This window comes from Streptomyces sp. NPDC021100, from assembly GCF_044333095.1.
Classification (GTDB): Bacteria; Actinomycetota; Actinomycetes; order Streptomycetales; family Streptomycetaceae; genus Streptomyces.
In genome coordinates this window covers 197,053-214,739 of the sequence record NZ_JBIRQH010000004.1, presented here as the reverse complement: position 1 = coordinate 214,739, position 17,687 = coordinate 197,053, and the positions used below count along the sequence as shown (strand labels likewise).

Sequence of the window (17,687 nt, the reverse complement as noted above, 5' to 3'; positions counted from 1 at the left end):
GGCAGCCGTATACCGACTGCCGCCCCGAAGAACGCGGATCAGGATCAGGTGAAGTCGTCGTACCCGTTCCGCCGCACCGGCTGCCCGTTGTGCCCGTCACGACCGGACTCACGCCCCGACCGGTCCAGAGCGGGCAGCGGCTCCACGTCGCCGACCGACTCCGGCGTCAGGTCCAGGGGCGCCGCCTCATCGTCGTCGAGGAGACGGTCCGGGTTGGCCCTGCCTCTGCGCTTGTCGTTGGCCAGGGCGATGCCGACGGCGATGAAGTAGAGCGCGACGATCGGCCCGGCCAGCATGAACATCGAGTACGGGTCTACGGTCGGCGTCGCCACGGCCGCGAAGATCGTGACGCCCATGATCATGCCGCGCCACCAGCCCAGCATCCGGCGACCGGTGAGAATCCCGCCGAAGTTGAGCAGCATGAGCAGCAGCGGCAGCTCGAAGGAGAGACCGAAGACGATGATCATCCGCATGATCAGGTCGAGGAGGTCGTCCAGCGGTACGAGGTTGGTGACCCCGTCCGGTGTGAACTCGATCAGCACCTTGGCGGCCGTGGGCATGATCGTGTAGGCGAACCAGGCGCCCGCGGCGAAAAGCGGCACGCCCGCCGAGACGAAGCTGAGCGCGTACTTCTTCTCGTGCCGGTGCAGGCCCGGGGCCAGGAAGGCCCAGAGCTGGTAGAGCCACACCGGGCTGGACAGCACCAGACCGGAGACCATGGCCACCTTCATCGACAGGGCGAAGGGCCCGGTCAGCCCCGACATCGTGAGGGTGCCGCACTTGGTCCTGGTGCCGGACTTGGCCTCCAGCAGCTCCTTGACGGTGAGGTCACAGCCGATGGACTGCTGGATCGGGTGCTGGAACACCTCGATGATCTCGCGGTAGTAGACGAACGAGACGATCGAGACGATCACGATCGCGATGACCGACTTCGCCAACCGGTTGCGCAGCTCACGAAGGTGCTCCGCGAGGGGCATCCGCCCCTCGGGATCCTTCTCCTTCTTGCGGGCAGGCTTGAGCAACCCACGTCCCTATCTCGTGCGGCGGACGGTCGCCTGCCGGCGGCCGCCCCAGTCGTCCTCGGTCGTCAGCGCTGCGTCGTACGGTCGGCCGGCTCCTGCACCGGGCGCGAGGTCACGTCGCCGGGGGCCGCCTTGATCGTACGCGGGGCCGCCGCCTGCTGGTCCGCGGGCTCGGCGGGCGCCGCGGCGTCCTTGCCCTCGGACTTCATCGCCTTGGCCTCGCTCTTGAGGATGCGGGCGGACTTGCCGAGGGCACGCGCCATGTCGGGGAGCTTCTTGGCGCCGAACAAGAGCACGACAACGACGAGAATGAGGATGATCTCGGGGGCCCCGATCCGTCCGAACAACATAAGCGTTTACCTTCTCACCGAAGCGGTTTAGGGGTGTGGAGCTGTGGACCGATAAGACGTTTTGTCCAGCAGTCGTACGGCAGCGATCGTAACGCGCAAGGATGAACGCCGGGCAATCCCCGCGCGTACTTCCCCACCGTTCCCCCGCTGTTCCCGCGGGTGACCCTCCGCTTCGTCGGCAGGGTCACCCGCACCAGCGTACCGCCAGCGGTTCCGGCGCAGGAGACGGCCGTCGGACGCTTCCGGGGCGCCCGTCCGCGCCGGGTGTCACTCCGGGCGTGCGCCGTGCGCCACCCGCGCGGCCTCGGCCGCGAGCGGCGCGGCGGCCCGCTCCAGGTCCTCGGTCGCCCGGGCGATCCGCCGGGAGCTCTCCTCCACCTGCCGGGCCAGCCGGCGCACCTGCGCCAGGACGAGCGCGGCGAGGACGCCGAGCACGGCGATGCCGCAGAAGGAGAGGGCGACGGCCAGCATGGGGAAGAGCATGGGGACGAACCTACCGAAGGCGGAACGGCGGACGGGCACGGGCCCTGAGCCGCCGTCCGACGGCCCCTTGACGGATCCCGCCGGACGCCTGACGAACGCCTGACGGCTCCCACGGGACCCCCGACGGACCCTGGACAGATCCCCACCGAACCCCCACCGGCCCCCGACGGACCCTGGACGGACCCCGCCCGCTCCCCGTCAGACCCGCGAGTGCAGCCGCAGCGTCCGCACGCCCCCGCCGGTCAGCAGCTGCACGATCCGCTCCCCCGCCGGCTTGCGGACCGACGCGCCGCAGTCGGGGCAGGTGAAGGAGTAGAAGGTGGTGCGCCGGCTGCCGCCGATCGCCAGCCGGAAGGCGCCGGCCGCCAGCTCGAAACTCCCCCGGCAGTCGGGGCAGGCGGCCTTGAAGACCGCGTCCGACAGCTCCCGCGCGTACCCGTTCACCTCTCCCACCTCACCCGCCGTACGCCGCGAGGGCCTCGCGCGCCGCGTCCCGGGCGCTCGCCGCCAGCTCCGGGGGCGAGACGATCCGGCCGTCCCGGCCCAGCCGCAGCGCCAGCCGGCGCAGCGAGGCGGGGTCGGGGGTGCGCAGGGTGATCCGCAGACCGCCACCGGGCAGTTCCTCGGCGCTGTCGTGCGGGTAGTACTCGGCCACCCAGCGTCCGCCCGGGCCCACCTCGACGACGACCTCGGGGTCCTCGGCCGCGGGCTGCACCAGCCCGGCCGACAGGTCGCGGGGCTCGACGGGCGGCGGGTCGGAGACCTCGTCCAGCAGCCGGATCTCGGCCACCCGGTCCAGCCGGAAGGTGCGCCGGGCCTCGGAGAGCCGGCACCACGCCTCCATATAGGTGTGGCCGACGGCGAACAGCCTGATCGGGTCGACCTCGCGCTCGGTCAGCTCGTCGCGGGCCGGCGAGTAGTAGCGGACCCAGAGCCGGCGGCGCTCGGCGATGGCCCGGTCGACGTCGGCGAAGACGCCGCCCTCGGACTCGAAGGTGACCGAGAGCCGGGAGCTGGCGCCCGCCGTCTCCCCGGCCGCGGCCTCGATCTTGGCGGTGGCGCGGACCAGCGCCTGCCGGTCGCTCTCCCGCAGACCGGGGAGGGTGGCCACCGCGCGGGCGGCCACCAGCAGGGCGGTGGCCTCGTCGGCGGCGAGCCGCAGCGGCTCGCCGGTGCTGGTGCCGGACGCGTCCGGGTTGTGCCACCAGATGCGGTCGCCGTCGGTGTCGATGTCCAGCAGGTCGCCGCCACGGAAGCTGGTGCCGCACATCGGCAGTACATCGAGGTCGCCGATCAGTTCGTCCTCGGTGATGCCGAAGGCCCGGGCGACGTCGGCGACGCGGGCGCCGGGGCGCTCGCGCAGGTAGGTGACCAGTGACAGCATCCGCCGGGTCTGGTCGATGGCGTTTCCGGCCATGGGGGGTCGGTCCGTACCTTTCCGTTGAAAGTCCGCTCGAACCTGCTCGAAGTCCGCTGGGTGTCCGAAGGGGTCCGCTCGCCGGAGCGCGCCGGCGGGCGGCCGTCAGCCCGCGGCCACGGCCCGCAGCCGGTCGAGGACGTCGGCCCGCAGGTCGTCCGGTTCCAGCACCACCACGTCCGGGCCGAACTCGGCGAGCCAGGCGTCCAGCCCGTGCCCGTACGGGATCTCCAGTTCGTCCCAGCCGTCGCCCAGGTCGCGGCGGGCCAGGGCCTTGGCGCGCAGTGGGTAGCCGTGTCCCGCCCGGACCTTGATCAGCGCGGTGCCGGTGGCCGTCTCGCCCGCCCAGCTCTCCACCGTCTCGCGGACGGTGACGTGGTCCGGGACCGGCGCGGTGAAGGGCAGGGCGCGCGACCGGACGCGGCCGGTGATGCGGGAGAGGCGGAAGACGCGCTCCGCCTCACGGTCGCGGTCCCAGCCCGCCAGGTACCAGTGCCCGCGCCAGCACTCCAGCGTCCACGGCTCGACGTGCCGCTGCTCGGGGCGGGCCGCGTTGGCCTTGCGGTAGTCGAAGAGGACGGTCCTGCGGTCGCGCGCCGCCAGCATCAGCGGCTCGAACGCCGCCTCGTGCACGGGGATCCGCGTCTCCAGGGCGCCGCCCTCGTACGCGTCCTCCGCCAGCGGCATGCCGGCCGCGCGCAGCTTCTGCAGCGCGCCGCTGGCGGCCGACGCCAGCCGCGCCTGCTGCCAGACCTTCGCGGCGAGGCCGAGCGCCGCGGACTCCTCGACGTCGAGGGTGATCGGGGGGAGGCGGTTGCTGTCCCGGCGGGCGAGGTAGCCGGTCTCGCCGTCGATGCCCTCGACCGTCTCGATGATCAGGCCGAGCTCGCGGAGGTCCTCCTTGTCCCGCTCGAACATGCGGTTGAAGGCGTCGTCGCTGCCGGTGCCGGCGGTACGGGGGGACGGGGCGGCGTCCGGGTCACCGTCCGACGCGACATCCGCACCGGAGGCCACGTCGCCCCCCGGCCCGAAGGCCTCGATGTAAGCCTCGATCGACCCCCGCAGCTCCCGCTTGCTGAGCGGACGCCGCGTCCCCAGCAGGCACAGCGCCAGATTCATCAGCCGCTCGGCCTTGGCAATCGCCATCGACGCCCTCTCGCCCTCTTCTCATGTTCTTTCAACCGATGACCGTACCGCTCACGCGTCACCCGGCAAAAGCCGAGGGCCCGCGCACATGGCGCGGGCCCCCGGTCGGAACCGTTCGGCGTCCGGTCAGACGGCGACCAGGTCGCAGACGAAGATCAGCGTCTCGCCCGGGGCGATCACGCCGCCGCCGGCGCCACGGTCCCCGTAGGCGAGGTGGGCCGGGATGGTCAGCCGGCGGCGGCCGCCGACCTTCATGCCCTGGATGCCCTTGTCCCAGCCCTGGATGACCTGGCCGGCGCCGAGCTGGAACTCCAGCGGCTTGCCGCGGTTCCAGCTCGCGTCGAACTCCTCACCGGTGGAGTAGGCGACGCCCACGTAGTGGACCTTGACGAAGTCGCCGGCCTTGGCCACCGCGCCGTCGCCCTCCCAGATCTCGACGATCTCCAGGTCGGACGGGGCCGGGCCCTCGGGGAAGTCGATCTCCGGCTTGTCGATGCTCACGTAAGTGCTCCTACGAACGGAATCTTCGGACAACCGTGCAAGTTTCGCAGATCAGCGGTCCGTGTTCGTCCCGCCGGCCGGTCAGACCTTGCCCACGATGTCCACGACGAAGACCAGCGGCGCGTCGGCGGGGATACCGCTGCCGGGCGGCGGGCTGCTGCCGTACGCCTGCTCGGCCGGGAGCACCAGCAGCACCCTGTCCCCCACGTGCTTGCCGACCAGACCCTTGTCCCAGCCGGAGACGACCGAACCGGTGCCGATCTGGAAGGCGGTGGCGCCACCGTGGTCCCAGGACGAGTCGAACTTCTTCCCGCCGTCCCACAGCACACCGGTGTACTGGGCGACCAGACCGTCGCCGGCCTTGACCTCCGGGCCGTCGCCCTTGATCAGGACCTGCTCCTTGAGCTCCTTGGGTGCCTTCTGCCCCTTGGGCATGGTGATCTCGGCCGCCTTCCCGGACTCGGCCTTCACCTCCGGCATCCCCGCGTCGGGCTTCGCCTGCTCGCCCTTGGCCTCCGCCTTGGCGTCCACCGTGCCGGTGCCCACCACGTCGAGAACCCAGACGAGCGTCTGGTCCGCGTTCTGCTGGACCTTGTCGCCGTACATCGACTTCAGCGTGCCCTCGGCCCACACCCGGGTGCCGACCTTGCGGCCCACCAGGGCGTCGGCGACCGCGTCCGGCACCTGGCCGCCGCCCTCGCCGCCGCCCACCCGCTGCACCAGCTCGCGGCGCGGCCCCTTGGTGTCCTGGCCCGGCTCGGGGTTCCAGGTGCCCTTGGCGGTGGTGCCCTCCTGGGTCGACTGCACCGCGAAGGCGAGCCGGGTGAACGCGCCCTTCTCCACCGTGGCGCCCTTGCCCTCGGTGATCGTGGTGATCCGCACCTTGTCCGGACCCTTGGCGTCCTTCGGAGCGGAGATCTTCGGCTGCTCGCCGAAGGCACCCGTCACCGTGATCTTCGAGCCGCCCTGCGCGGAGCCGGAGCTCGCCGACGCCTTGGAACTGCTCTCGGAGGACTTCTTGGAACCGTCGTCGTCCGAGCCGCAGCCGGCGGCGGTCAACAGCAGGACGGGCACGGCCAGGGCGGCGGCCAGACGGCGGGACGGGCGGGTGCCGCTCGCGGTCCTCGCGAGACGACGGGATTGCGGGAATCGTCCCGCGGTGAATCGCAGCATCGGTCCAACTCGGGCTAGGGGGCGGTGGCTGAACAGTGCCCGCCACTCTACGGCCTGAGTCCCGCCCGTCACCCCCGTCCGACACGGCGGTGCGCCGGACCAAGAGGTCCGGCGCACCGATGCCGTATTCGCTTCCCCGAATTCGGAATGTCAGACCGTGCGTCCGCTCACATTCCGGCAATCAGCTTTTCCACCCGGTCGTCCACCGACCGGAAAGGGTCCTTGCACAACACCGTGCGCTGCGCCTGGTCGTTGAGCTTGAGATGGACCCAGTCGACGGTGAAGTCCCGCCGCTGCTCCTGCGCGCGGCGGATGAAATCGCCGCGCAGCCGGGCCCGGGTGGTCTGCGGCGGCACCGACTTGCCCTCGAAGATCTTGAGGTCGTTGCACACCCGCGCGGCCTGGCCGCGCCGCTCCAGCAGGTAGTACAGGCCCCGGCGGCGGTGGATGTCGTGGTAGGCGAGGTCTATCTGAGCGACCCTCGGATGGGACATGCTGATGGCGTTCTTCGCCCGGTAGCGCTCGATGAGCTGGTACTTCATCACCCAGTCGATCTCGGTGGAGATGCGGTCCAGGTCCTCGTCCCGGATCGCCTCCAGGGAACGGCCCCACAGCTCCAGCACCCGCTCGACGATGCCCGTGCGGATGCCGCGCCGTTCGCAGAAGTCGACGGCCTTCTCGTAGTACTCCTGCTGGATCTCCAGGGCGGACGCCTCCCGCCCGCTGGCCAGCCGCACCTTGCGGCGGCCGGTGATGTCGTGGCTGACCTCGCGGATGGCCCGGATGGGGTTCTCCAGGGTGAGGTCGCGCATCACCGTGCCCGCCTCGATCATGCGGAGCACCAGGTCGGTGGCGCCGACCTTGAGCAGCATCGTGGTCTCCGACATGTTCGAGTCGCCCACGATGACGTGCAGCCTGCGGTAGCGCTCGGCGTCCGCGTGCGGCTCGTCCCGGGTGTTGATGATCGGGCGCGAGCGGGTGGTGGCGGAGCTGACGCCTTCCCAGATGTGCTCCGCGCGCTGACTGACGCAGTAGACCGCGCCGCGCGGGGTCTGCAGGACCTTCCCCGCCCCGCAGATCAGCTGACGGGTCACCAGGAAGGGGATGAGGATGTCCGCGAGACGGGAGAACTCCCCGTGTCTGGCCACGAGGTAGTTCTCGTGGCAGCCGTAGGAGTTCCCCGCGGAGTCGGTGTTGTTCTTGAAGAGGTAGACGTCGCCCGCGATCCCCTCCTCGTGCAGGCGGCGTTCGGCGTCGACGAGCAGTCCCTCGAGAATGCGCTCGCCCGCCTTGTCGTGGGTGACCAGTTCGATCACGTTGTCGCACTCTGGTGTCGCGTATTCCGGGTGCGAGCCCACATCGAGGTAGAGACGGGCGCCGTTGCGCAGGAAGACATTGCTGCTGCGGCCCCAGGAAACGACACGGCGGAAGAGGTACCGCGCCACTTCGTCAGGCGACAGTCGGCGCTGTCCCCTGAACGTGCACGTGACGCCGTACTCGTTCTCCAGCCCGAAAATGCGGCGGTCCATGCCTGAACACTACGCCTGATGCCCTGCGCTGAAACCGGGTTCGACCGCACCGTTCCGATCGGATTCCGAACGCGCGACGACGGGCGACGCCTTCTCGGGGGCGGTCAGCGCCTTGCGCGCCGCCAGCAGGACGAGCGCCGCGGCGATGCCGCCGCCCGCCGCGACCGCGAACCCGGCCCGGGCACCGCCCGACTGCACCGCCGGACCGACGATCGCCGTACCGATGGACGCGCCGACACCGAACGAGGTGACCAGCCAGGAGAACGCCTCCGTGGCCGTGCCCGCCGGCGCGTGCCGGTCGACGACGACGAAGGCACAGGCGAGCGCGGGCGCCAGGAACACCCCGGCGATCCCCGCCAGAACGGTCATCGGGACGACACCGGGGACCAGCAGCAGCGGCACGTAGCAGACGGCCAGCGCGGCGATGATCACCCGCAGCCGCCCCTCCGGCGCACCGGCCCACTGCCGGCCGCCGTAGACGACACCGCCCACCAGGGCGCCGGCGCTGAGCGCGGACAGCAGATAGCTGGAGATCATCTGGTTGCCGTGCGCGTCGGCGTAGGCCACGGAGGCCACGGCTATCGAACCCAGCGCCGAGCCGACGAAGAAGAAGGTGCCCAGGACGACCAACAGCCCCCGGGAGCGCAGGGCGCCCAGCCAGTGCGCCTCGCGCGGCTCGCTGCGCCACTTCCGCGAGGGCGGCGAGCTGACGACGGCGAGCGCGCCGAGCACGCCCAGGGCGTTGATGACCAGCAGCGCGGCGGCCTCGGACCACTCGCGGACGAACAGCATCACGATCAGCGGGCCGACCGCGTACATGACCTCCTGGGCCACGGCGTCCAGGGCGTAGGCCGCGTGGATGCGGTCCTCGCGCTCCAGGACGGACGGCCACAGCGCCCGCAGGCCGCCCTCCAGCGGCGGGGTGAAGAAACCGGCGACGACCATGGCCGCGTAGGCGACGGGCAGCGGCTCCAGGCCGACGACCGCGAAGAGGACCATGCCCAGCGCGGACAGCACCGCCGAGGGCAGCATCACGCGCGGCTGGCCGTACAGGTCGACGGCCCGGCCGAGCAGCGGCTGGCCGAACGCGTTGGCCACGCCGTACGCGGCGGACAGGGCGCCGGCGAGGGTGTAGCTGCCGCCCTCGGCGCGGGCGAAGAGGACGACCGCCAGCGCGGCGGTCGCGGTCGGCAGCCGGCCCACCAGGGTGCCCGCCAGCAACCGCGCGGCGTACCGCGTCCTGAGCATCTCGCCGTAGCCCGCCGCCATCATCTGCCTCTCTCGACCGACCGTGGGTCGGTTTTACGTATAACGTTGACGCGTTATACGTACCATGTCGGCAGCTCACGGGTCCAGCCGTGGGCGGGGCGGCGGAGAGGGGCGTCACCGATGGTGACGGACGACGGCGAACAGACCACAGGCGGAGTACGCGGCGGTGGCCGCTGGCCGACGGTCCGCGGGACGCACGCGGCACCCGCCCGGGCGACCAGCCGGGACGTGGCCCGCGCGGCCGGCGTCTCCCAGGCGACCGTCTCCCTCGTCATGGGCGACAAATGGCGCGGCCGGGTCTCCGAGGCCCGCGCCGAGGCGGTCCGCTCCGCCGCCCGCGAACTCGGCTACCGCCGCAACCTCGCCGCCCGCGACCTGCGGCTCGGCCGGACCCGGACCGTCCTGCTCGTCGTCCCCGCCCTCACCAACGAGTTCTTCGCCCGCGTCTACGCCGGAGCCGCCCGCGCCGCCGGCGAACAGGGCGTCGGCGTCCTCCTCTACCCCTCCCCCACCGGCATCGGCCCCGCCCGCGACCCCTTCGCCTCCGCCCGCGCGGCCCTCGACGGCGTGATCGCCTCCTCCATGGCCGTCGACTCCCTCGCCGCCCTGCGGGCCGGCGGACTGCCGGTCGTCATGCTGGACAGCGACCCCGACAGCGCGGAGGCCGCCGCCACCGTCAACCCGGACATCGCCGACGGCATGCGGCAGATCGCCGCCCACCTGCTGGCCCTCGGCCACCGCCGCTTCGCCCACCTGTCCGCCGACGTCGACTCCTGGACCTTCCGCGTCCGGGCCCGTGCCCTGGCCGACACGGTACGCGGCGTCCCCGACGCACGCGTGGTGCGCACGGAGCCGGCCGCGCTGCACGTCGACGCGGGGCGGGCGGCGGCCGAACGCGTCCTCTCCGGGCCCGGGCCGCGCCCGACCGCCCTCGTCTGCGACGACGACATGCTGGCCGCGGGGGCTTGCAAGGCGGCTCGGCGGCTGGGGCTGCGCGTCCCGGACGACGTGTCCGTCACCGGGTTCGCGGACCTGTCGCTGGCGACGGCCGTCGATCCCGAGCTGACGACGGTGCGGCTGCCCGCCGAGGCGGTCGGTGAGGCGGGGATGCGGGCGCTTTCGGCTGTTCTCGACGGACGGCCCGATGGCGCTGCGCACCTGCCGGTGTCCCTGGTCGTCCGCGACTCCAGCGGGCGGGCTGCGGGCGGCGCCTGACGGCGGTGGGGTGCCCCGGTCCCGCCCTTTCACCGTTTCCTGGGGCTGCGCCCCAGACCCCCTTGTCGCGGCTCCGCCGCTCGTCCTCAAACGCCGGACGGGCTGATTTCAGCCCGTCCGGCGTTTGAGGACAGCGCCCGCAGGGCGCTTGGGGGGTGCGGGGGCTCGCCCCCGCAAGAAACGGCGAAAGGGCGGGACCGGGGCACCCCACCCGTCAGGACTCGCCCTCACCCTCCCCACCCGAGGCGGGCGCCGCGTCCCCGTCCAGCAACCGCGTCAGCTGACTGCCGAGCAACCGCTTGAACTTCCGCTGCTGCGGCCGCGTCCGGTCGAGAATCGCGACCTCAAGCTGCTCCGCGGTCAGCGTCCGCTCCCCACCGTTCGTGTCGCGGGCAAGCGACTCGACAGCAAGCTTGAGCGCCTCCGCGAGGCTCATCCCGTCCCGGTGCCGCTGCCCGAGATAGCTGCTGATCTGGTCGGCGTTGCCGCCGACGGCGACCGAGCCGTGCTCGTCGACGATCGAGCCGTCGTGCGGCAGCCGGTAGATCTGGTCGTCCTCGGGGCCGGCCCCGACCTCGGCGACGATCAGCTCGACCTCGTACGGCTTCTCGCCCGCGCTGGAGAAGATGGTGCCGAGGGTCTGGGCATAGACGTTGGCGAGGCCACGGGCGGTGACGTCCTCGCGGTCGTAGGTGTAGCCGCGCAGGTCGGCGTAGCGGACGCCGCCGATGCGCAGGGTCTCGAACTCGTTGTACTTCCCGACGGCCGCGAACGCGATGCGGTCGTAGATCTCACTGACCTTGTGCAGCGCGCGGGACGGGTTCTCGGCAACGAAGATCACGCCATCGTTGTACTGGAGGACCACGACGCTGCGGCCGCGCGCGATGCCCTTGCGGGCGTACTCGGCGCGGTCGGCCATGGCCTGCTGGGGAGAGACGTAGAACGGCGTCGACACCGGTTATCCGTCCCTTTCTGGTCTGTGGGGAGTGCGTACGGAGGACTCGGGACCGGGGGGCCTCAGAGCAGCGAGGCCCGGGGGCCGTCGGGCTCCTGGAGCCGCCGCTCGTGGATGGCCCGGACGGTCTCGGCCAGGTCGGCGTCGGTGAGCCTCCGGTACCCCTCGTCGGAGATGACGGTGACGATCGGGTAGATGCGGCGGGCGAGGTCGGGGCCGCCGGTCGCCGAGTCGTCGTCGGCCGCGTCGTACAGGGCCTGTACCACCAGTGTGGCCGCCTGCTCGGTGGAGAGGTCCTCCCGGTACAGCTTCTTCAGCGCGCCCCGGGCGAAGAGCGAGCCGGAGCCGGTGGCCGCGTAGCCGTACTCCTCGGAGCGGCCGCCGGTCACGTCGTAGGAGAAGATCCGGCCCTTGCCGCGGTCCACGTCCCAGCCCGCGAACAGCGGCACCACGGCGAGGCCCTGCATGGCCATGCCGAGGTTGCCACGGATCATGGTGGAGAGCCGGTTGGCCTTGCCCTCCAGGGAGAGCTGGGCGCCCTCGACCTTCTCGAAGTGCTCCAGCTCCAGCTGGAAGAGCTTGACCATCTCCACGGCGAGACCTGCGGTGCCCGCGATGCCGACGGCCGAGTACTCGTCCGCCGGGAAGACCTTCTCGATGTCCCGCTGTGCGATGACGTTGCCCATGGTGGCCCGACGGTCACCGGCCAGCACCACCCCGCCGGGGAAGGTCGCCGCGACGATGGTCGTGCCGTGCGGCGCCTCGACGGCACCCTTCACGGGCGGCAGCTGCCGGTTGCCGGGCAGCAGCTCGGGGGCGTGGTTCCCGAGGAAGTCCACGAACGAGGACGAGCCCGGCGTCAGGAAGGCAGCTGGTAGACGCCCGGTGCTACGAGGGTTGGCTTCCACACGTTTCCTTCCACGTATTCGGCGGCACGCCTCATGACGTCCGGCCGATCCTTGAATTGCCCCAGTGCCGCGTTGCAACTGAAGCACAGCACGCCACGGACCTTATCGGTCACGTGACAATGATCCACATGCACGGGCCGGGCCGACAGGCAGATACAGCAGACCCCGCCCTGCTCCTTGATCATCTCCTCCCGCTCGGCCTCCGAGATGCCGTACGTGCGCTTGAGGTGACCGGCACGGCCCTCGGCGACCCGACAGGACTTGCAGGCCGTCGCCAACCCGTCGGAAGCCGAGCTGTTGCGGGACCACTGAGAGTGGGGCTTGGTCTCACCGCAGCGGCGGCAGTGCTTGTGCCCCGACGGCACGACGACCCGCGGGCGGACGTTCTTGCCCTTCGCCTTCTGCCGCTCCTGGTGGTACTCGGCAGCACACACCCTGCAGTAGGACTGCAGCCCGTCACGCAACGACCGGTTCGCAGCGAACGCCGCGCGCGGCTTGTCCTCGCGGCACCGCGCGCAACGCTTCACCTCCGCCGCCCCCAACGCGATCCCCCCTTGGATTCGAAGGCAAAAGCCCCCTACTCCCCGCCCTTCTGAACGAAGCTTCGCACGAAATCCTCTGCGTTCTCCTCTAGGACGTCGTCAATCTCGTCCAGGACGGAGTCCACGTCGTCCGACAGCTTCTCGTGCCGCTCCTTGAGGTCCTCGGACGCCTGCGCCTCCTGCGCCTGCTCCTCGGTCTCCTCGGTCGAGCGCGTCGCCTTCTGCTGCCCGCCGCCGGTGTCCTTGGTCGCCATACCCCTCACCCCGCTCGGTTTCGACGTACACGTACTCAAGTCCTACAGATCAGACCCTACAAGCACGGTCCGACATCGGCCCCGTACTCCCGGGAACGTCCGGGAACCACCGTGATGATTCCCGTTCCGCCTCCTCCCCAGACCCCGCTCAGCCCCCGGACAGCACCCGTACCAGCTCCTCCGCCGTGCGGCAGCGGTCCAGCAGTTCCTTGACGTGGTTGCGGGTGCCGCGCAGGGGTTCCAGGGTGGGGACCCGCTGGAGCGAGTCCCGGCCGGGGAGGTCGAAGATGACCGAGTCCCAGGAGGCGGCCGCCACGTCGTCCGCGTACTGGTCGAGGCAGCGGCCCCGGAAGTACGCCCGGGTGTCCTCGGGCGGTGCCGTGCGGGCCCGCTCGACCTCGGTCTCGTCCAGCAGCCGCTTGATCCTGCCGCGAGCCGCCAGCCGGTTGTACAGGCCCTTGTCGGGCCGGACGTCGGCGTACTGGAGGTCGACCAGGTGCAGCCGGGCCGCGTCCCAGTCGAGGCCGTCCCGCCGGCGGTAGCCCTCCAGGAGCTCCCGCTTGGCCACCCAGTCCAGCTCGCCGGCCAGGCTCATGGGGTCGCTCTCCAGCCGGCCCAGCACGTCCTCCCAGCGGGCCAGGACGTCCTTGGTCTGCTCGTCCGCGTCCGACCCGTACCGGTCCTCGACGTGTTTCCTGGCCAGCTCGCAGTACTCCATCTGGAGCTGGACGGCGGTGAGCGTCCGGCCGCTGCGCAGCGTGATCAGGCGGCGCAGCGAGGGGTCGTGGCTGACCCGGTGGAGGGTGCGGACGGGCTGGTCGACGGCGAAGTCGCCGGAGATGAAGCCGTCCTCGATCATGGACAGCACCAGGGAGGTGGTGCCCAGTTTGAGGTAGGTGGAGATCTCCGAGAGGTTGGCGTCGCCGATGATCACGTGGAGCCGGCGGTATTTCTCGGCGTCGGCGTGCGGTTCGTCGCGGGTGTTGATGATGGGCCGTTTGAGGGTGGTCTCCAGTCCGACCTCGACCTCGAAGTAGTCGGCGCGCTGGCTGATCTGGAAGCCGTGTTCGCGGCCGTCCTGGCCGATGCCGACCCGGCCGGCGCCGGTGACGACCTGGCGGGAGACGAAGAAGGGGGTCAGGTGGCGCACGATGTCCGAGAAGGGGGTCTCCCGCTTCATCAGGTAGTTCTCGTGGGTGCCGTAGGACGCGCCCTTGTTGTCGGTGTTGTTCTTGTAGAGGTGGATGGGCTGTGCCCCGGGCATCCGGCCCGCCCGTTCGGCGGCTTCCGCCATGATCCGTTCGCCGGCCTTGTCCCAGAGGACGGCGTCCCGCGGGTTGGTGATCTCCGGGGAGCTGTACTCGGGGTGGGCGTGGTCGACGTACAGCCGGGCGCCGTTGGTGAGGATGACGTTGGCGAGGCCGATGTCCTCGTCGGTGAGCTGGCTGGCGTCGGCGGCCTCCCGGGCGAGGTCGAAGCCCCGGGCGTCCCGCAGCGGATTCTCCTCCTCGAAGTCCCAGCGGGCACGGCGTGCCCGGTGCATCGCCGCCGCGTAGGCGTTGACGACCTGGGACGAGGTGAGCATGGCATTGGCGTTCGGGTGACCGGGGACGGAGATCCCGTACTCCGTCTCGATGCCCATTACTCGCCGTACGGTCATGCGGCCCTCCTTGCCCGGCGGCGCCCCCTGGTGGGGTCGCCGCTCAAGTACCGCTGCGCATCCGGTCCGTGTGCGTCCCCCACGCGCGTCGCGGTGGTACCGCAGAGCCTAGAACGGCTTTGCGGCCCTGGGGAGATCATTCCAGTCATTGCCCGGGTTCGTGCCGTACCGGGCCCGTCGCTCGTGCCGTACGGACCCGCCGTGCCCGTTGCCGGTCGCGCCCCCGGGGTCCGTGAACGCGTCCGGCCGCGGACGGACCGTTCCGGCCCGGTCCCGCGCCGTGGGGGCGGGACCGGGGGGATCCGGGGGACGGCCGGCCGCGGCCGGACGGCGGTGTTACAGGTACTGACCGGTGTTGGCCACCGTGTCGATGGAGCGGCCGGTGTCCGCGCCCTGCTTGCCGGTGACGAGGGTGCGGATGAAGACGATCCGCTCGCCCTTCTTGCCGGAGATGCGGGCCCAGTCGTCCGGGTTGGTGGTGTTGGGCAGGTCCTCGTTCTCCTTGAACTCGTCGACGCAGGCGGCGAGCAGGTGGGAGACGCGGAGGCCCTTCTGGTTGTGGTCGAGGAACGCCTTGATCGCCATCTTCTTGGCGCGGTCCACGATGTTCTGGATCATCGCTCCGGAGTTGAAGTCCTTGAAGTAGAGGACTTCCTTGTCACCGTTGGCGTAGGTGACCTCCAGGAAGCGGTTCTCCTCGGACTCGGCGTACATCTGCTCCACGACCGACTGGATCATGCCGTCGACCGTCGCCCCGGCGTCCCCGCCGTGCTCGGCGAGGTCGTCCGCGTGCAGCGGCAGGGTGCGGGTCAGGTACTTGGAGAAGATGTCCTTGGCCGCCTCGGCGTCCGGCCGCTCGATCTTGATCTTCACATCGAGCCGGCCCGGGCGGAGGATCGCCGGGTCGATCATGTCCTCGCGGTTGGAGGCGCCGATGACGATGACGTTCTCCAGGCCCTCCACGCCGTCGATCTCGGAGAGCAGCTGCGGGACGATGGTGTTCTCCACGTCCGAGCTGACGCCGGAGCCGCGGGTGCGGAACAGCGAGTCCATCTCGTCGAAGAAGACGATCACCGGCGTGCCCTCGCTGGCCTTCTCGCGGGCGCGCTGGAAGATCAGGCGGATGTGCCGCTCGGTCTCGCCGACGTACTTGTTGAGCAGCTCGGGGCCCTTGATGTTGAGGAAGAAGCTCTTCCCCGCGGGCTTCCCGGTGACCTCCGCGACCTTCTTGGCAAGGGAGTTGGCCACCGCCTTGGCGATCAGCGTCTTGCCGCAGCCGGGCGGGCCGTAGAGCAGGACGCCCTTGGGGGGCCGGAGTTCGTGCTCCTTGAAGAGGTCGGGGTAGAGATAGGGGAGCTCGACCGCGTCGCGGATCAGCTCGATCTGGTTCCCCAGGCCGCCGATCTTCGTGTAGTCGATGTCGGGGACCTCTTCGAGGACGAGCTCCTCGACCTCGCTCTTGGGGATGACCTCGTAGACGTAGCCGGAGCGGGATTCGAGCAACAGGGCGTCGCCGGGGCGGATGGTGACGTCCAGCAGCGGCTCGGCGAGCCTCACCACCCGCTCCTCGTCGGTGTGCCCGATGACCAGGGCCCGTTCGCCGTCCTCCAGGATCTCCTTGAGGGTGACGATGTCCCCGGCGCGCTCGAACGCCATGGCATCGACCACGTTGAGCGCCTCGTTGAGCATGACCTCCTGGCCGGGCCGGAGCTCTTCGGGGTCGACGCCCGGGCTGACGTTGACCCGGAGCTTGCGGCCGCCGGTGAAGATGTCCACCGTGCCGTCGTCGTTGGCCTGCAGGAAGACGCCGAAGCCGGCCGGCGGCTGGGCGAGCCGGTCGACCTCCTCCTTGAGGGCCACGATCTGGTCGCGGGCCTCGCGGAGGGTGTTGGCGAGCCGCTCGTTCTGGGCGGACACCCCGGCCAGGTTGGTCTGGAGCTCGACGATCCGCTCTTCGAGAATCCTCGTGTGCCGCGGAGAGTCGGCGAGCTTGCGGCGCAGGACGGCGATCTCCTGCTCAAGGTAGGCAACCTGACCGGCGGGGTCGTCTGAGCCCCGTCCCGGCCGGATGCCGCGGTTCATGTCGTCGTCGTGGGCTGCCACGGTCCTCACCTCCTCCAAGGGGAGCTGGACGCTTCCAGACCCTACCTGGGCCGGTGCAGGTTGAAACCCCTAGATCACAAACCCGGCTGGAGTGTGTCCGATCTTCACCCTTGCGCACGTCCTCACGACTGGGGAATACCCACCCATCAACATCGGAAAGCGAGCGGTTGTATCGTCGAGTCGGTCAACACCCGTCAGTGCTGGCTCCAATTGATTCACGTAAGCAGGAAACGGCAGGCGAGATGACCGTCCGGAACGAAGACCGCGCGACCGTCACCGAGGACCCGGCGGCCGAGGGCCCCGACGGCGCCCTCGAGGTCTGGATCGACCAGGAGCTGTGTACGGGGGACGGCATCTGTGTGCAGTACGCCCCCGAGGTCTTCGAGCTCGACATCGACGGCCTGGCGTACGTGAAGAGCGCCGACGACGAGCTGCTGCAGGAGCCGGGCGCCACCACGCCCGTTCCGCTGCCGCTGCTGGCCGACGTCCGGGACTCGGCCAAGGAGTGCCCGGGCGACTGCATCCATGTGCGGCGTGTCTCGGACAAGGTCGAGGTCTACGGGCCGGACGCCGGGTGACGGATCAGGCGCGGCCCGTGACGGGCCGTGCCGTCGGCTCGAACTGGCCGTCGCGCCACCGCCATTCGACCGCCCGGCGCAGGTCGGGGCAGCAGCGCGGCACGTTCCGCGCGGAGTAGCCGAGCAGAGTGGCCGAAATCATGTCCCCCGTCACCTTGAACCGGTCGACGTTCATCCGCCGGGCGGGGTCGACGAGGGTGGCGGCCACGCGCGGCGGTGCGCCCGCGCCCTTGCCGGCCGTCAGGACGTAGACGCCGTCGGGCGGGGTGCCCGCGCCGGCCCGGCAGTGGACCACGGCGACCGTCTCGGGGCGCTCGTCCCCGTCCAGGTCGGCGACGGCCTTCTCCCGCACCTCGACGCCCACCGGGCCGCAGTCGAGCGGGTAGCGGGCGGCGGCCGGATCGGGCGCGGCGGCGGCCGGTGTGGCGGGCGCGTCCCCGGCCGTGGCGTCGGCCGGGCCGAAGAGCGTCGCGCCGGCCAGCACGGCGGCCAGGGCCAGGGCGGTCAGCAGCCAGTGGACAGGCCTCGGGTGGGTGTGCGGAAGTCCGGCCGGGGGCTGCACGCGCGCCGCTCCTTCGAAGA

Annotated in this window: 19 protein-coding genes; 2 read left to right on the top strand and 17 right to left on the bottom strand. The window is 71.0% G+C overall.

All coding sequences use genetic code 11. The features are described from left to right. Positions 1-44: 44 nt before the first annotated feature. The 10 genes from tatC to ACH4PU_RS10330 form a co-directional block, all read right to left on the bottom strand. Positions 45-1,022: a twin-arginine translocase subunit TatC gene (tatC, locus tag ACH4PU_RS10375; protein WP_398269011.1), complete on the bottom strand. Its 978-nt coding sequence runs from the start codon at positions 1,020-1,022 to the stop codon at positions 45-47. Positions 1,023-1,087: 65 nt separating this feature from the next. Continuing rightward, the gene (gene tatA, locus ACH4PU_RS10370; protein WP_040889645.1) at positions 1,088-1,369 is read right to left on the bottom strand and encodes a Sec-independent protein translocase subunit TatA; all 282 of its coding nucleotides are present in this window, start codon (positions 1,367-1,369) and stop codon (positions 1,088-1,090) included. 270 nt (positions 1,370-1,639) lie between these two features. Next, positions 1,640-1,855, bottom strand: coding sequence for a hypothetical protein (locus tag ACH4PU_RS10365; protein WP_398269008.1), 216 nt, complete (start codon positions 1,853-1,855; stop codon positions 1,640-1,642). A gap of 198 nt (positions 1,856-2,053) precedes the next feature. Then, on the bottom strand, positions 2,054-2,299 hold the full coding sequence (locus ACH4PU_RS10360; protein ID WP_185944692.1) for a hypothetical protein: 246 nt from the start codon (positions 2,297-2,299) through the stop codon (positions 2,054-2,056). Positions 2,300-2,309: 10 nt separating this feature from the next. Beyond that, a complete protein-coding gene (locus tag ACH4PU_RS10355; protein WP_185944691.1) occupies positions 2,310-3,272 on the bottom strand; it encodes a YafY family protein in 963 nt (320 codons plus the stop codon). A 105-nt stretch (positions 3,273-3,377) separates the two neighbouring features. Next, on the bottom strand, positions 3,378-4,418 hold the full coding sequence (locus ACH4PU_RS10350) for a helix-turn-helix transcriptional regulator (protein WP_398269004.1): 1,041 nt from the start codon (positions 4,416-4,418) through the stop codon (positions 3,378-3,380). A 126-nt stretch (positions 4,419-4,544) separates the two neighbouring features. Beyond that, positions 4,545-4,919 carry an FKBP-type peptidyl-prolyl cis-trans isomerase gene (locus tag ACH4PU_RS10345; protein WP_398269001.1) on the bottom strand — a complete coding sequence of 125 codons (375 nt, stop codon included), beginning with the start codon at positions 4,917-4,919 and terminating at the stop codon, positions 4,545-4,547. 81 nt (positions 4,920-5,000) lie between these two features. Beyond that, complete coding sequence (locus ACH4PU_RS10340) at positions 5,001-6,092, bottom strand: FKBP-type peptidyl-prolyl cis-trans isomerase (RefSeq protein WP_398268998.1); 1,092 nt, start codon at positions 6,090-6,092, stop codon at positions 5,001-5,003. A 167-nt stretch (positions 6,093-6,259) separates the two neighbouring features. Continuing rightward, positions 6,260-7,621 (bottom strand): Pup--protein ligase, encoded by a 1,362-nt coding sequence (gene pafA, locus ACH4PU_RS10335; RefSeq protein WP_185944687.1) that lies wholly within the window; start codon positions 7,619-7,621, stop codon positions 6,260-6,262. Positions 7,622-7,630: 9 nt separating this feature from the next. After that, positions 7,631-8,890, bottom strand: coding sequence for an MFS transporter (locus ACH4PU_RS10330; RefSeq protein ID WP_398268994.1), 1,260 nt, complete (start codon positions 8,888-8,890; stop codon positions 7,631-7,633). 120 nt (positions 8,891-9,010) lie between these two features. Between ACH4PU_RS10330 and ACH4PU_RS10325 the strand changes: the two genes are divergently transcribed. Continuing rightward, complete coding sequence (locus tag ACH4PU_RS10325; protein ID WP_398268991.1) at positions 9,011-10,105, top strand: LacI family DNA-binding transcriptional regulator; 1,095 nt, start codon at positions 9,011-9,013, stop codon at positions 10,103-10,105. A gap of 214 nt (positions 10,106-10,319) precedes the next feature. On the opposite strand, the gene prcA is transcribed toward ACH4PU_RS10325, so the two are convergent. From prcA to arc, 6 genes are all read right to left on the bottom strand, one after another. Then, positions 10,320-11,060 carry a proteasome subunit alpha gene (prcA, locus tag ACH4PU_RS10320; protein ID WP_398268987.1) on the bottom strand — a complete coding sequence of 247 codons (741 nt, stop codon included), beginning with the start codon at positions 11,058-11,060 and terminating at the stop codon, positions 10,320-10,322. Positions 11,061-11,122: 62 nt separating this feature from the next. Beyond that, positions 11,123-11,968, bottom strand: coding sequence for a proteasome subunit beta (prcB, locus tag ACH4PU_RS10315; RefSeq protein ID WP_398268984.1), 846 nt, complete (start codon positions 11,966-11,968; stop codon positions 11,123-11,125). Then, complete coding sequence (locus ACH4PU_RS10310; protein WP_398268981.1) at positions 11,920-12,510, bottom strand: endonuclease VII domain-containing protein; 591 nt, start codon at positions 12,508-12,510, stop codon at positions 11,920-11,922. Before ACH4PU_RS10310 ends, prcB begins: the two co-directional genes overlap by 49 nt. A gap of 35 nt (positions 12,511-12,545) precedes the next feature. Further along, a complete protein-coding gene (locus ACH4PU_RS10305; RefSeq protein WP_185944684.1) occupies positions 12,546-12,764 on the bottom strand; it encodes a ubiquitin-like protein Pup in 219 nt (72 codons plus the stop codon). A gap of 148 nt (positions 12,765-12,912) precedes the next feature. After that, positions 12,913-14,424, bottom strand: a complete 1,512-nt coding sequence (gene dop, locus ACH4PU_RS10300) for a depupylase/deamidase Dop (RefSeq protein WP_398268977.1) — start codon at positions 14,422-14,424, stop codon at positions 12,913-12,915. 336 nt (positions 14,425-14,760) lie between these two features. Then, positions 14,761-16,527: a proteasome ATPase gene (arc, locus tag ACH4PU_RS10295; protein WP_398268974.1), complete on the bottom strand. Its 1,767-nt coding sequence runs from the start codon at positions 16,525-16,527 to the stop codon at positions 14,761-14,763. A gap of 242 nt (positions 16,528-16,769) precedes the next feature. On the opposite strand from arc, the gene ACH4PU_RS10290 reads away from it, so the two are divergent. Then, entirely contained in the window at positions 16,770-17,105 is a 336-nt protein-coding gene (locus ACH4PU_RS10290) for a ferredoxin (protein WP_398268971.1), read from the top strand. Between the two features lie 4 nt (positions 17,106-17,109). Here the strand turns inward: ACH4PU_RS10290 and ACH4PU_RS10285 are convergent, their stop codons facing one another. Continuing rightward, positions 17,110-17,667 carry a hypothetical protein gene (locus ACH4PU_RS10285; RefSeq protein WP_398268968.1) on the bottom strand — a complete coding sequence of 186 codons (558 nt, stop codon included), beginning with the start codon at positions 17,665-17,667 and terminating at the stop codon, positions 17,110-17,112. Positions 17,668-17,687 lie beyond the last annotated feature (20 nt).